Genomic DNA, 13,669 nt, shown 5'->3' with positions numbered 1-13,669 from the left:
AAAAGTGTACAGGCTTGCGAGTCGTTTTGGATGTTACGACAACAGAATTGGTTGTTACTTTGATCCACTTCCTAATTCTCAAGAGTTGATGCAAATGCCACCAACTACGCCCTGTATTTGTGATTTTGGTCACTTAAACATCGATGGTATTGACCCCATGTAGAGAGAGTTGCACATCTATTAAGGAGAAATTATCAATGTTAAAAGACGTAATGTGATCGATAAGACAGTTTTTACATTGGAGTAGGAAGGGGGAATAAAAAACGTCATGAACAAATTTTAATCTTTCTCACAGATGGCTGTGATCCGAATCACTAAGAATAGGGTTATAGGCTGCCGTGTTGCGATTTGGATCACTAAGTTTGCAAGCTTACGCCCTCTACGCCCTACCCCCTCCTCCTTGTAGGGAGGACAAATGGGAGGATGTTTATTCACAGAGGGAAATGCACGATGTATGGCAGATGAATTACTAAAAGACGTGAGAATTTCTTAATGAAACCTACTCAACAGAAACAATTTGACAAGAAGTCGTTCCAAGAAAGCGTAAAGAAACATCTATCTGTGACTTACGCTCACACGGTTGAAAATGCAGATAGCCGCGCATGGTACCTAGCAATGGGTCGTGCATTGGCTGAGTTTACGACTTGTGATTTGCTTGCTACGGAAGCAGACGCTCGCATCCAAGAAGCGAAAAGCGTTAACTACCTTTCACTAGAATTCCTTATCGGTCGTTTGACTGGTAACAACCTAATCAGCATGGGTCTTTACGAAGAGATCACTGAAGCGATGGCTGAGCTAGGTCACAACCTAACAGACCTTCTAGAAGAAGAGCGCGACCCATCACTGGGTAACGGTGGTCTAGGCCGTCTAGCTGCATGTTTCATGGATTCATGTGCGGCTCAAGAATTCCCAACAGTAGGTTACGGTCTACACTACGAATACGGTCTATTTAAGCAGTCGTTTAAAGATGGTCGTCAACAAGAAGCACCAGACGCATGGCGTGGTGTAGAAGGTTACCCTTGGGAAGTCGCTCGTCCAGAGCTAGCGCAAGAAATCGGCTTCTACGGTCACGTTGAAGTGGTAAACGAAAACGGTAAAGAAGTTCGTAAATGGGTTCCTGGCATGTCTGTAAAAGCAATGCCTTGGGATCTGCCTATCGTAGGTTACGAATCAGATACTGTTTACCCTCTACGTCTTTGGGAATGTCAGGCAATTGCACCATTCTCACTAGAAAGCTTTAACAACGGTGATTACTTCGAAGCTCAGCACGCACTGATCGACGCAGGCAACATCACTAAAGTGCTTTACCCGAACGATAACCACGAGAAAGGTAAAACACTGCGTCTAATGCAACAGTACTTCCACTCTGCAGCATCTGTACGCGACATCCTACGTCGCCACGAAGCAGCAGGCTACTCGCTAGCGGATCTACCGAAGCAAGAGACTATCCAACTGAACGATACGCACCCAACAATCGCTATTCCTGAGCTAATGCGCATCCTAGTGGACGAGAAAGGTCTGACTTGGGAAGCGGCTTGGGAAATCAGTTCTCAGACTTTCGCGTACACTAACCATACGCTACTTCCTGAAGCACTAGAGACATGGCCAGAATCGCTAATCCAGCGTCTACTCCCACGTCACATGGAAATCATTTTTGAAATCAACCACCGCTTCCTACAAGAAGTTCGTAAGATGTGGCCTGGTGACGGTGAGAAGCAAGCTAAGCTTTCTATCATCCAAGAAGGTTTCAACCGCATGGTTCGCATGGCAAACCTATGTGTAATCGGTTCTTACGCAGTTAACGGCGTAGCAGCACTTCACTCTGAGTTGGTTAAGAAAGACCTATTCCCAGAGTTCCACGAGATGTACCCAACTCGTCTACATAACGTAACAAACGGTATCACGCCACGTCGTTGGTTGAAGTTCTGTAACCCAGGTCTATCTAAGCTAATTACCGATAAGATCGGTCCTGAATGGCCAGCAAAACTTGAGCAACTAGAAGGTATCGCTAAGTACGCAACAGACGCGAAATTCCAAAAAGAGTTCATGGCTGTTAAGAAAGAAAACAAACAGCGTCTTGCTGATTGGGTTCTAGATAACATGGGTATCGAACTAGATACTAACGCTATCTTCGACGTTCAAATCAAGCGTCTACACGAGTACAAGCGTCAGCACCTAGATCTGCTACACATTCTGTCTCTATACCACCGCATCCTAAACGAACCTGGTTTCGAGTGTGAGCCACGCGTATGTTTCTTCGCTGCGAAAGCCGCTCCAGGTTACCACCTAGCGAAAGAAATTATGTTCGCAGTGAACAAGGTTGCAGAGAAGATCAACAATGATCCACGTATCGGCAACAAACTGAAAGTGGTCTTCATCCCTGACTACCGCGTGAGCATGGCTGAAATCATCATCCCTGCGGCAGACGTTTCACAACAAATCTCTCTAGCAGGTAAAGAAGCATCTGGTACAGGTAACATGAAGATGGCTCTTAACGGTGCCCTAACTATCGGTACGATGGATGGTGCTAACGTTGAGATTCGCGAAGAAGTGGGCGACGAGAACATCTACATCTTCGGTCTTGATGTTGAAGGCGTGAAAGCGGTTAAAGCAGCTGGCTACAACCCTTACGACTACTACAATGCTGACCACTTACTAAAAGCGTCTCTAGACCTACTAACAGGTGATGAGTTTACGCCAGGTCAACCAGGTCTACTACGCGCTACATTCGATAGCCTACTAGATGGCGGTGACCCGTACCTATGTCTTGCTGACTTCGCATCTTATGTGAAAGCGCATGAAGAAATGGGCAAACAATACAAAGACCAAGCTGGCTGGGCTAAGAAAGCCATTCTTAACACTGCCCTAGTTGGCAAGTTCACATCAGACCGCTCAATTCGTGACTATGTGAACAACATCTGGAAACTAGAAGCGGTAAAACGTTAAAAGAACCCAGTTAAGACCAAGGTAGCCGAGCGCTACCTTTGGTCATTTTCAAGAATTAGTTATTGATAACAATAAAACCCTACATGGAAGGTGTTGGTATTACCTTCGGAGAAAGCGATGAAAGAACAAACAGCATTAAAGAAAGTCGCAGACATGGCGCGATTAGCTGATAGCTACGTCAGCGCGTGGGGAGACGAGGCAAAAGTTTCTGAGGAGACACTACGCCGCTTGCTCACTTCACTTGGCTACGATACTAGCAGCGATGAGAAGCTATTGGCTTCTGCTGAGAAAAAACATAAGAAAGACGTACTAGCCCCTGTTCTTGTTTTACGCGACGGCGACCCAGTCGAAGTGGAACTAAACCTAGGTACGAGTGCTCGTGAGAGTGAATTTAGCTGGCGTTTAGAAACAGAACAAGGAGAGGTACTTGAAGGCTATCTTCAGTCGCAAATTGTTCGTGATGAACGAGCTGAGGGTGGCCCTCTAGTGTTTGCATTGCCAAAGAATTTGGCATGGGGTTACCACAAACTGATCATCAGCCGTAAACGCCGTAAGACACCTTACGAAATGTCGCTGATCATCACACCGAAAGCGTGTTTCAAACAAGAAGATCTAAACCAGCATAAAAAGCTATGGGGTCCAAGCATTCAGCTATACACACTGCGTACTCAGCACAACTGGGGTATCGGTGACTTTGGTGACCTTAAGCAACTGGTCAGTGATATCGCCTCTCGTGGCGGTGACTTCATTGGTTTGAACCCAATTCATTCATTGTTCCCAGCGAACCCTGAAGGTGCGAGCCCATACAGCCCGTCTTCTCGTCGTTGGCTGAACATCATGTACATCGACGTAAGCTCTGTGCCTGAATTTGCACTAAGTGCAGAAGCACAACAACGCGTTGGCAGCGCTGAGTTCCAACAGCGTCTGCAAAAAGCTCGTGAAGCACACTGGGTGAACTACACCGAGGTTTCTGAGCTTAAGATGAACATTCTTCCGCTGCTATTTAGCGAGTTCAAAGCACGTCATCTAGACAAGAACACTGATCGTGCGCGCGCGTTCCTAGAGTTTGTAGAACTTGGCGGTGAGAGCCTACTTCACCAAGCGGCATTTGATGCTCTGCATGGTGAATTACACGCTGAAGATTCAAGTGTTTGGGGCTGGCCGGTATTCCCTGAGAAATTCCGTACGTTTGATGCTGCGGCAACTCAGAAGTACATCAAAGACAACTCTGACCGCGTTCACCTGTACATGTACCTACAGTGGATTGCAGACGATCAGATCAAAGAAGCACAGGCTCTTGCAGAAGAAAAAGGCATGGCGGTTGGTCTATACCGAGACCTTGCTGTTGGTGTTGCAGATTCAGGCAGCGAGACTTGGGCTGATGATGGCAACCTAGTACTGGATGCAAGCATCGGTGCGCCACCAGATATCCTTGGTCCTCTGGGTCAAAACTGGGGCCTGCCTCCGCTAAACCCACAAGTGTTGGAAGCGACAGGCTACGACGCGTACATCAAGTTGCTAAGTGCAAACATGAAGCATTGTGGCGCACTGCGTATTGACCACGTTCTTGGTCTGCTTCGCCTTTGGTGGATTCCAAAAGGTGAGAAGGCGACAGAAGGTGCATACCTGTACTACCCAGTTGAAGATATGCTAGCAATCCTAGCGCTAGAATCTCATCGTCATCAGTGTTCTGTAATCGGTGAAGATTTGGGTACCGTGCCTGATGAAATCGTTGATATCCTTCGTGACGCAGGTGTTCACTCATACAAAGTATTCTTCTTCGAAACATCAAAAGACGACGGCGGCTTCATTTCTCCGAAGCATTACGCTGAGCAGTCTATGGCGGCATTGTGTACGCACGATATGCCAACCCTACGTGGCTTCTGGCACTGTGATGACTTGAAGATGGGTCGAGAGATCGGTCTGTACCCAGACGAGCAACAACTGGAAGGTCTGTTTGATGACCGTTTGAAGTGCAAACAAGGCATCCTAGACAGTGTTCGTTGGCATGGTTACCTACCAGAAGGTATCGGTCATGATGCGCAGTACGTACCAATGGATGGTTACCTAAGTGAAGCATTGCAACTGCATGTGGCTGCGGGTGACTCAGCACTACTAAGTGTTCAGCTTGAAGACTGGCTAGAAATGGACCAACCGGTAAACATTCCAGGTACTGTTGACGAGTATCCAAACTGGCGTCGTAAACTATCGATGAACCTTGACGAAATCTTCAGCCGTGAAGACGTTAACCGTATTTCTAAGCGCCTCACTGAAGTGCGTGCGAAAGCGAGCAAATAAGGTGGAATGGGTGGTGTAGGAGTTCGCGAATTTAATTGCGCTGAGGTACGAAAGTACAGCCTAGGTCACTCATTAAATCGGCACAATCCGTTAGGATGAAGTACCGTTATTATGCCCGCAACAATAGCGGGCATTTTTGTTTTTTGACGCTATTTTATTCATCTCTTGGATAGAGTGCGGTTTTTTATAATTGTGTGAATTCACAACGTTTGGCTGAGGAAATCCGATGTTCAAAAACCATAAGGAGAATATCGGTGCTAGGGAGAAAGATTTGAAAACCAAGGTAAAGAAAAAATACGAACGCGCCTATGAATTACTAGCTGAGGCGGCTTACTCAGACCCATTTGCGTCACTTGGTCCATTCATCGATGATGGCGAAGGATCGTTACGAGTTTGGATGCCGGGTGCAGACAAAGTTGAATTGGTTGTCAGCGGTGAACCTCGTGTTGAGTTAGAACGCGAAGGCGAGAGCGGCTTCATCTTGAAAGAGAAGCGTGACCTGCACCTAACTCACTACCAACTTGCTGTGGATTGGGATGGCGTGGAACAGCTCATTGACGACCCTTACCAGTACCACAACATTTATCAAGAATACGAGCACCTGCACACGCCAAAAGACATGTACCGCTACATGGGATCGCAGTTTGTGACCATCGAACGCGGTGGTGAAAATATCTCTGGTGTGCGCTTCCTTGTTTACGCCCCTTATGCTTCTGCAATCAGCTTAGTGGGCAGCTTCAACCAGTGGGATGGTCGTCGCCATCCAATGCAACGTCTCGACTACGGTATCTGGGGCTTGTTTATTCCTGGTTTGGAAGAGGGCGTACAATACAAATTCGAACTCAAAGGTCCAAATGGGGAAGGGCTCCCTCATAAGCAAGACCCTTGGGGCTTCTACTCTGAACAATACCCATCATTCGCGTCGATCACTTACGATCACAACCGTTACCAATGGCAAGATGCAAAATGGCAAAATCGTCCCGTCACACAGAAACGTGATGAAGCTTTATCTTTCTACGAACTGCATGCGGGTTCTTGGAAGCGTAACGCAGATGGGGATTTCCTAAATTACCGTGAACTCGCGGCTGAGTTAGTGCCTTACCTTGTGGATATGGGCTACACCCACGTTGAGCTGATGCCAGTTTCAGAACACCCGTTCTTTGGCTCTTGGGGTTACCAACCTGTAGGGTTGTTTGCGCCGACGAGTCGCTACGGCTCTCCAGATGATTTCAAATTCTTTGTTGATGCCTGTCACCAAGCTGGCTTGGGCGTGGTACTGGATTGGGTACCTGCGCACTTCCCATCGGATGATCATGGTTTAGCGAACTTTGATGGCACACCACTGTTCCACGATCCAGATCCTCGCCGCGGTTGGCACCAAGACTGGAACTCTTACATCTACGATCTAGGTCGTGAGCATGTGCGCCGTTTCCTTGTGTCTAACGCACTGTATTGGTTTGAGCAATTCCATATTGATGGTATCCGTGTGGACGCTGTTGCGTCGATGCTCTACCTAGACTACTCACGCAGTCACGATCAGTGGATTCCAAATGTGGACGGCGGCAACGAGAACTACGATGCGATCGCAACGTTGAAGTGGATGAACGAAGAAGTGTACAAGCACTTCCCGAATGCAATGACCATTGCAGAAGAATCGACGGCATTCCCGGGCGTATCTGCACCGACATTTATGGGCGGTTTAGGCTTTGGCTTTAAGTGGAATATGGGTTGGATGCACGACAGTCTTTCTTACATCCAAGAAGATCCTATTCACCGCAAATACCACCACAATACCATCACGTTCCCGCTTGTTTACGCACACAGCGAGAACTATGTGCTGTCGCTATCTCATGATGAAGTGGTGTACGGCAAAGGTTCTATCCATAACAAGATGCCAGGTGATGAGTGGCAACAAACGGCGAACCTACGTGCTTACTACGGTTACATGTATGGTCAACCGGGTAAGAAGCTAAACTTCATGGGCGCTGAGCTTGGTCAAACCGCAGAGTGGAATCACGATGACCAGTTACAATGGTTCTTACTTGAGTTTAGTCGCCACCAAGGTGTGCAAGCACTGATTCGCGACTTGAACCACTTGTACTGTGACGAAGCGGCGATGCACGATCAAGATTGTGTGCCTGCTGGCTTTGAATGGCGTCTGCAAGATGAAGCGGAAGCAAGTATCCTTGCGCATGAACGTATTAGCCAAGATGGCGAACGTGTATTGGTGATCAGTAATTTCACACCAGTGCCTCATGAGCGTTTCCGTTTGGGTGTGCCGATGGAAGGCAAGTACGAACTTCTGTTGAATACTGACGACGCGAAATACGATGGCAGCGATTTTGAGGTACTAAGTAACGTCGAAACGCAAGAAGTAGAAAGCGAGTCGTTACCTCAATCTCTTGAGCTGCGTTTACCACCTCTATCGACAGTATTCTATAAACTGACGAAATAACTTTCATTAATCAAACAGTAAGCCCGGTTTACATTGTAAATTGGGCTTTTTTTAACCAATTTTTGACCTTGTAAACTTGTTGTTCTACCTTGAATCAGGCAACCTTCGCTCCCATTTACTTGAACACCCACACGTGTAAAAGTGGCGTATTCCTTACTCTGGCTAGGCAAATAAAGCATGCTGAAAAGACTGAAGTCGTTTCTATTCAAAATTTCATTGGTTTTGTTACTGACTCCCGTTTTGCTGGTGGGCTTCGTCAAATACGTGAATCCGCCTCTATGGGGATGGAAGATCAGCCGCATGATCTCGCCACCAGAAGGCTATCCAGAGAGTAGTCAGCAAGAGTGGGTACCGCTGTCTCAGATTTCAAAAAATATCCAACTTGCGGTGATGGCTACGGAAGATCAGAAATTTCCTCATCACTATGGGGTGGATTTTGATTCACTGTTTTCTGTTATCTCACAAGCCGGCGAGAACGGACCTTCTCGTGGTGCAAGTACGATTACTCAGCAAACTGCAAAGAACGTATTTCTGTTCCCTTCACACTCTTATGTGCGCAAAGCGTACGAGCTCTACTTTGCTCTTTTAATGGAGGCAATGTGGAGTAAAGAACGCATCCTCGAAGTGTATTTGAATGTCGTGGAGTTTGGTCCCGGTATTTACGGTATCGAAGCTGCAGCACAAAACTATTACGGCATTCGGGCTAGCCAACTGACCCAATGGCAAGCGGCGAGGTTAGCGGTGGTTCTGCCGAATCCTTACAAGATCAAAGTGTATCCGCACACTAATTACACTCAACATCGCACCAATTGGGCTCTGACCCAAATGCGCAATCTTGGCAACGTCGAGTTATAAGTTTCTCTTTTCCTTAACTATCTTGTGTCCGTAAATAGAACTACGCCCCGATAAAGGCAAAATGTGAAGCGTCACAAGCTTTAGGGCGTAGCCTTATAGAATGATGTGCTCAGTTTTTCATCCATTTACTATTAGTGTGAATAAAACTACAACACGAATACTGCGTCTATGCGCAACCAATGGACTGAACGATGAAACTGAATCTGATTACGACTACCTTATTGCTTGCATCGGCAAGTGCCATCGCCGAGCCAAACATCACCATATCTACCACGACCAACAGCCGTGACTTTCCTTTAAGTGCAGAGCAGCCTTTGGTTGTGCCATTAACCAAAGACGGCTATACGCTTAAAATCACTGGCGTTGAAGGCGATTGCGTTGCGCCCGATGGTCAGAAAGTTAAATTCAACAAACCGATCGCGCTGAATTGTGGAAAGCCAACGGAATTGCCGTTAAAAATCCGTTTTACTGGCGATTACTCTTTCGCTTTTGATGCGGAAGCGAAAACACTGCGCTTCAAGCGTGAACCTAAGAAAGCTGCCAAGACAGAATTCAAACGCCCAATCCCACAAGTGCAATGTGAGGTTTACCAAGGCGGCGAAGTCACCATCGCGTTAGGTGACAGTTTCCCAGATGGCACCAAGTTGCGTGATGCCTATTCTGGTCAAATGGTCGAAGTAAAAGATCAGCAAGTATCGCTGACGCCAAGCAAAGACTCTGGCGGTTTGGTGCTACTAGAGCCAGTGAAGAAAACCAAAGAAGCAGTGCCGTTTGATTATCGTAATGCCAACATTTACTTCGTGATGGTCGACCGTTTCAACAACGCCGATACGAGCAATGACAATAGCTATGGGCGCAAGAAAGACGGCAAAGAAGAGATCGGTACCTTCCACGGCGGTGATCTAAAAGGCGTGATCGAGAAACTGGATTACATCAAGAGCCTAGGTACAGATGCGATTTGGTTATCGCCAATCGTTGAGCAAGTACACGGCTTTGTGGGCGGCGGTGATAGCGGCTCATTCCCGTTCTATGCTTACCACGGTTACTGGACGCGTGATTTCACCAAGATTGATGAGAACTTTGGTAACGAAGATGACCTTAAAGTGCTGGTGGAAGAGGCGCATAAGCGTGGTCTCAAAGTCTTGATGGACGCGGTAATCAACCACACTGGCTACTCAACGTTAGCCGATTTGCAATTTGACGGTATTGAGGTGTTAAAGCCAAACGCTGACCTACCGAAGAAGTGGGGGGATTGGCAACCAAAAGCGGGCGAAAATTGGCATAGCTACCACCAGAATATTGATTACCAGAGTCCAAACTGGGCGAAATGGTGGGGCGGTGATTGGGTAAGAACCGGTTTGCCGGGCTACCCTGCTCCGGGCAGCAGCGATATCACTATGTCATTGGCGGGTTTACCTGACTTTATCACTGAATCAGACAAAGCCGTGAAGCCAGCGCAATGGCTATTGGATAACCCCGGCACACGTGTAGAAGCGCGTGACAATTACACCGTTTCCGATTACTTGATTGAGTGGCAAACTGATTGGGTGAAACGCTTTGGTATTGATGGTTACCGTGTTGATACGGTGAAACACGTTGAAGGTGATGTGTGGAAGCGCTTGAAAGAAGAAGCATCAAGCAGTCTAGAGCAGTGGCGCAAAGAGAACGGAAAATCGGGTCTGCCATTTTGGATGATGGGTGAAGTATGGGGGCATACCGCTTATCGCAGCCCTTACTTTGACGATGGCTTTGATGCGTTGATTAACTTCGACATGCAGAAGAAATTAGATAAAGGCGCGGCGTGTTTCAGCCAAATGGCAGACACCTACCAAAGTTACGCAGACACAATCGCCAACGAGAAAGACTTCAACCCAGTGAGCTACATGTCTTCTCACGATACCGAGCTGTTCTTCTCTCGCTTCAAAGACTATGGCATGCAGCGTAACGCCGCGAATGCACTGCTTCTAAGCCCTGGTGCTGTTCAGGTTTACTACGGTGACGAAGTGGGTCGTAACATTGGTCCTTACGCGGATGATTTCCACCAAGGCACACGCTCTGACATGGTATGGAAGCTATCTGATGAGAAGCAAGCGCTGCTCAAACACTGGCAAACTCTAGGTCAGTTCCGTAAAGCGCATCCAGCGATTGGTGCGGGTCAGCATCAAGTGATTGAACAAGAAGGCGCGTACGTGTTCTCTCGTTCACTTGGCAATGACAAAGTCGTTGTGGCGTTTGTGGGGCGTGACAAGTAGTTAGAACTTCGTTTTAAGCCTAGATAGAAAAAGCCCTTCCTTGAGTTCTCAGGGAAGGGCTTTGTTGTTTTTGATTGTTACTTATCGATTTCGATAGTTATTTCTTTAGCTCTTGGTCGATAACTTTCTCAAGCTCTTCGAAAGGCACATAACCCGGAATGACTTGGTCATTAATGATGATCGCTGGTGTGCCTCGTAGACCTAAGCGAGTGAAGTACTCGTAGTTTTTATCCAACAATGCTTTGGTCTCTTTGTCGTCGACAAGCTGTGCTTCTGTGCCGGTCTTCTTAGCGATTTTTTGTAGTGAACTTGCATCATGTGGACCCGGCTTCTTCACCAACAAGTCGTGCACTTCTTTGTACTTGTCATGTTGGTTCTGCCAAACGTTCAATGCGTAACTTGCCGAGTTGTAACCGTTCTTTTCGTACTGTTCTTTGAACGATACAGTCATGTTCAGCACTTTTACCTGTGGGTATTCTTTCTCGACCTTCACCAACTCTCCTTCAAGGCGTTTACAGAAAGGACAGCTGTAATCGGTCACGTTGATGATTGTCAGCTCTGGATTCTCAGCGCCAAAGTAAGAGTGCTTGCCGTCGTTCAAATACGCGCGCGCTTCATCCAATGTTGCGTTGAAGGTCTTTTGATAAGCGACATAATCTTGCAGATTCTGATGTAGTGCGTCGAGGATCTGCGGGTTTTCTTTCAGCAGTTGAGTAATTTCTTGCAGCTTCTCTTCTGACGTTTTTTCTGCTGCGTGTGAAAATAGCGGAACAAGTGCGATAACCACAGTTAATAGTGTGCGAGTGAATTTCATGATTTTTCCTAAAACTCTTTTTCTTCGCGTTTCTTGTGCGAAGTGATTAAAAATAAAACAATTGATTTGGGGGTGAATAGCAATCGGGTTTTATTCTCTAAACACACATAGCTTGAGGTGCACCCGATATTTGTCGGGTATCGGTTCAGTATGATGGCGGAAAGCATTGCGCTCGCTGCCACTGATAGACAGCAAGACAAACGCAAATAGGAATAAGGGGACAATGAAGCTGTCGAGATGGTTTTGTGAAACCTGAATCAGTTTTTCAGACAATTCACACTGCTTAGTCAGTCCTTTTTCGCTCTTTTGCTGTTGCCCAGTGGCATGCTCAGTCGTCACTTGATCACCAATGAGAGGACAAGATTGAAAGAGACCTACATTTTTACTTAAACAGATCACGACAACCCAAGCCACAAGGGCGAGTGTCCATCGAGCGATGTTGGATTGTGATCGAAGCAAAAGGCAAACCCTGAGTAAGTCTCTAAGTAATGACCGCACCACCCTAAATTAAATTGCACAGAAAATTTGTTAGTTTTCGGTCAAGAAATCTTAAATAAGCAACAAATCATGAAGCACGTCGAGAATGTGGCTAATAGCAAACTTGTTCCAAACTTTAACTTGCTTTGTTAATGGATTGAACTTGCTGATTATCAGATAAATCTACCTTATCTTGGTCATAAATATTTATTATCTTTTAAATGTGATTCAAATCATAAAATAAAACTTCATAACTAAGCAGCATGGCTGTTCGGTAAATGGATTGATTTTGATCATCTCTCTAGCACGTCGTTCAGGGGATCATCTATGCGTTCTGTTCCACATATATAGGTGAATTTATGACAAGCCCTGTTCATGCTGAACGCAAGGTGACGATCGGGTGTTACATTGCACTCGCGTTTGCGGTTGTGTTCTTTTCTGGTCTGATGCAATCCAACGAATGGTACGGTGTATTCGACTTTACAACGCTTAATGGTTCTTTCGGTAAAGTCGCTTACGGCGTGACGGAAGGTGCAGATGGCGCGGTACAAGCTGCGACTACCTCTTTCCGTGGTACTGGTGGTAGCGGTGCTCGTGACGGTTTCATTTTTGCGCTTACTTTGATTCCAACCGTTATGTTCGCGTTAGGTATGATCAACGTACTTGAGCACTACGGTGCACTTGAAGCCGCTCGTAAGCTTCTTACTCCTCTTCTACGTCCTCTAATGGGCATCCCTGGTAACTCTGGTCTGGCTCTGATTGCTTCTCTACAAAGTACCGATGCAGGTGCGGCTATGACGCGTCAACTAAAAGATGAAGGTCACCTTACTAAGCGTGAAACGGACGTATTTACCATGTTCCAGTTCACTGCGGGTGCAACCATCGTGAACTTCTTCTCATCGGGTGCGGTATTGTTCACGTTGACGATGGCAGACGGCTCTCTAGCAGTAACTTCTTCTATTGGTTTGGCGGTTGTGGTGATGTTCGCGTTTAAGATCATTGGTGCGAACCTGTTCCGTATCTACCTAAACATGACGGAAGGTAAAGAAGACAAGCAAGACCAAAACAAATCAGAGAACCTAAAAGAGGAGACGGCATAATGGGTGACGTTAAAGCGAAAAAACCAATGGTGACGGATATCTTCGTCGAAGGTGCTAAGAAAGGTTGGGTAATTGCGACTACCTCTACGGTTCCTAACGTATTAATGGCTTTCGTTATCATCAAAGCGCTGCAAATCACTGGTGCGCTGGATCTGATGGGCACTGTGTTTTCTCCAATCATGGCAGTGTTTGGTCTTCCGGGTGAAGCAGCAGCGGTATTGATCGGGGCTTGGATGTCGATGGGCGGCGCGGTTGGTGTAGTGATTACGTTATTTGACCAAGGCATCCTGAACGGCACGCACATTGCGATTCTTGCGCCTGCTATCTACCTAATGGGCTCTCAAGTTCAGTACATGGGTCGTATCATGGGTCCAATTGGTACTGAAGGTCGTTACATCCCAGTTATGATTGCAATCTCAGTATTGAACGCATTTGGCGCAATGCTAGTGATGAATCTGTTTGTCTAGGAGTG

Annotated in this window: 9 protein-coding genes; 7 read left to right on the top strand and 2 right to left on the bottom strand. The window is 46.7% G+C overall.

What is annotated here, in order from left to right:
• The first annotated feature begins 492 nt into the window (after positions 1 to 492).
• The 5 genes from AACR11_RS24385 (at position 493) to AACR11_RS24365 (ending at position 10,806) form a co-directional block, all read left to right on the top strand.
• Positions 493 to 2,946 carry a glycogen/starch/alpha-glucan phosphorylase gene (locus AACR11_RS24385; protein ID WP_005447423.1) on the top strand — a complete coding sequence of 818 codons (2,454 nt, stop codon included), beginning with the start codon at positions 493 to 495 and terminating at the stop codon, positions 2,944 to 2,946.
• Between the two features lie 117 nt (positions 2,947 to 3,063).
• Positions 3,064 to 5,244, top strand: a complete 2,181-nt coding sequence (malQ, locus tag AACR11_RS24380) for a 4-alpha-glucanotransferase (protein WP_029788348.1) — start codon at positions 3,064 to 3,066, stop codon at positions 5,242 to 5,244.
• A 226-nt stretch (positions 5,245 to 5,470) separates the two neighbouring features.
• Positions 5,471 to 7,699 (top strand): 1,4-alpha-glucan branching protein GlgB, encoded by a 2,229-nt coding sequence (gene glgB / locus AACR11_RS24375; protein ID WP_029788347.1) that lies wholly within the window; start codon positions 5,471 to 5,473, stop codon positions 7,697 to 7,699.
• 177 nt (positions 7,700 to 7,876) lie between these two features.
• On the top strand, positions 7,877 to 8,554 hold the full coding sequence (gene mtgA / locus AACR11_RS24370; RefSeq protein ID WP_005447428.1) for a monofunctional biosynthetic peptidoglycan transglycosylase: 678 nt from the start codon (positions 7,877 to 7,879) through the stop codon (positions 8,552 to 8,554).
• A gap of 191 nt (positions 8,555 to 8,745) precedes the next feature.
• Entirely contained in the window at positions 8,746 to 10,806 is a 2,061-nt protein-coding gene (locus tag AACR11_RS24365; protein ID WP_029788346.1) for an alpha-amylase, read from the top strand.
• 97 nt (positions 10,807 to 10,903) lie between these two features.
• Here AACR11_RS24365 and AACR11_RS24360 read toward each other — a convergent pair whose 3' ends face one another.
• On the bottom strand, positions 10,904 to 11,620 hold the full coding sequence (locus AACR11_RS24360) for a DsbA family protein (RefSeq protein ID WP_005447441.1): 717 nt from the start codon (positions 11,618 to 11,620) through the stop codon (positions 10,904 to 10,906).
• A 90-nt stretch (positions 11,621 to 11,710) separates the two neighbouring features.
• Positions 11,711 to 12,034, bottom strand: coding sequence for a hypothetical protein (locus AACR11_RS24355; RefSeq protein ID WP_005447443.1), 324 nt, complete (start codon positions 12,032 to 12,034; stop codon positions 11,711 to 11,713).
• A gap of 422 nt (positions 12,035 to 12,456) precedes the next feature.
• On the opposite strand from AACR11_RS24355, the gene AACR11_RS24350 reads away from it, so the two are divergent.
• Positions 12,457 to 13,197: a nucleoside recognition domain-containing protein gene (locus tag AACR11_RS24350; protein WP_005437881.1), complete on the top strand. Its 741-nt coding sequence runs from the start codon at positions 12,457 to 12,459 to the stop codon at positions 13,195 to 13,197.
• Positions 13,197 to 13,664, top strand: coding sequence for a YjiG family protein (locus AACR11_RS24345; protein ID WP_005374849.1), 468 nt, complete (start codon positions 13,197 to 13,199; stop codon positions 13,662 to 13,664). The genes AACR11_RS24350 and AACR11_RS24345 overlap by 1 nt, the downstream gene beginning before the upstream one ends.
• Positions 13,665 to 13,669: the final 5 nt, after the last annotated feature.

Source organism: Vibrio sp. L85 (genome assembly GCF_963871815.1).
Taxonomy (GTDB): domain Bacteria; phylum Pseudomonadota; class Gammaproteobacteria; order Enterobacterales; family Vibrionaceae; genus Vibrio; species Vibrio harveyi.
This window is presented reverse-complemented; position numbering and strand designations above follow the sequence as displayed.

What these genes read in the sequence shown, in the direction of transcription:
- mtgA (WP_005447428.1), top strand. Translation starts at nt 7,877, where the DNA reads ATGCTGAAAAGACTGAAGTCGTTTCTATTCAAAATTTCATTGGTTTTG.
- AACR11_RS24345 (WP_005374849.1), top strand. Translation starts at nt 13,197, where the DNA reads ATGGGTGACGTTAAAGCGAAAAAACCAATGGTGACGGATATCTTCGTC.
- AACR11_RS24385 (WP_005447423.1), top strand. Translation starts at nt 493, where the DNA reads ATGAAACCTACTCAACAGAAACAATTTGACAAGAAGTCGTTCCAAGAA.
- AACR11_RS24350 (WP_005437881.1), top strand. Translation starts at nt 12,457, where the DNA reads ATGACAAGCCCTGTTCATGCTGAACGCAAGGTGACGATCGGGTGTTAC.
- AACR11_RS24365 (WP_029788346.1), top strand. Translation starts at nt 8,746, where the DNA reads ATGAAACTGAATCTGATTACGACTACCTTATTGCTTGCATCGGCAAGT.
- malQ (WP_029788348.1), top strand. Translation starts at nt 3,064, where the DNA reads ATGAAAGAACAAACAGCATTAAAGAAAGTCGCAGACATGGCGCGATTA.
- glgB (WP_029788347.1), top strand. Translation starts at nt 5,471, where the DNA reads ATGTTCAAAAACCATAAGGAGAATATCGGTGCTAGGGAGAAAGATTTG.
- AACR11_RS24360 (WP_005447441.1), bottom strand. Translation starts at nt 11,620, where the DNA reads ATGAAATTCACTCGCACACTATTAACTGTGGTTATCGCACTTGTTCCG.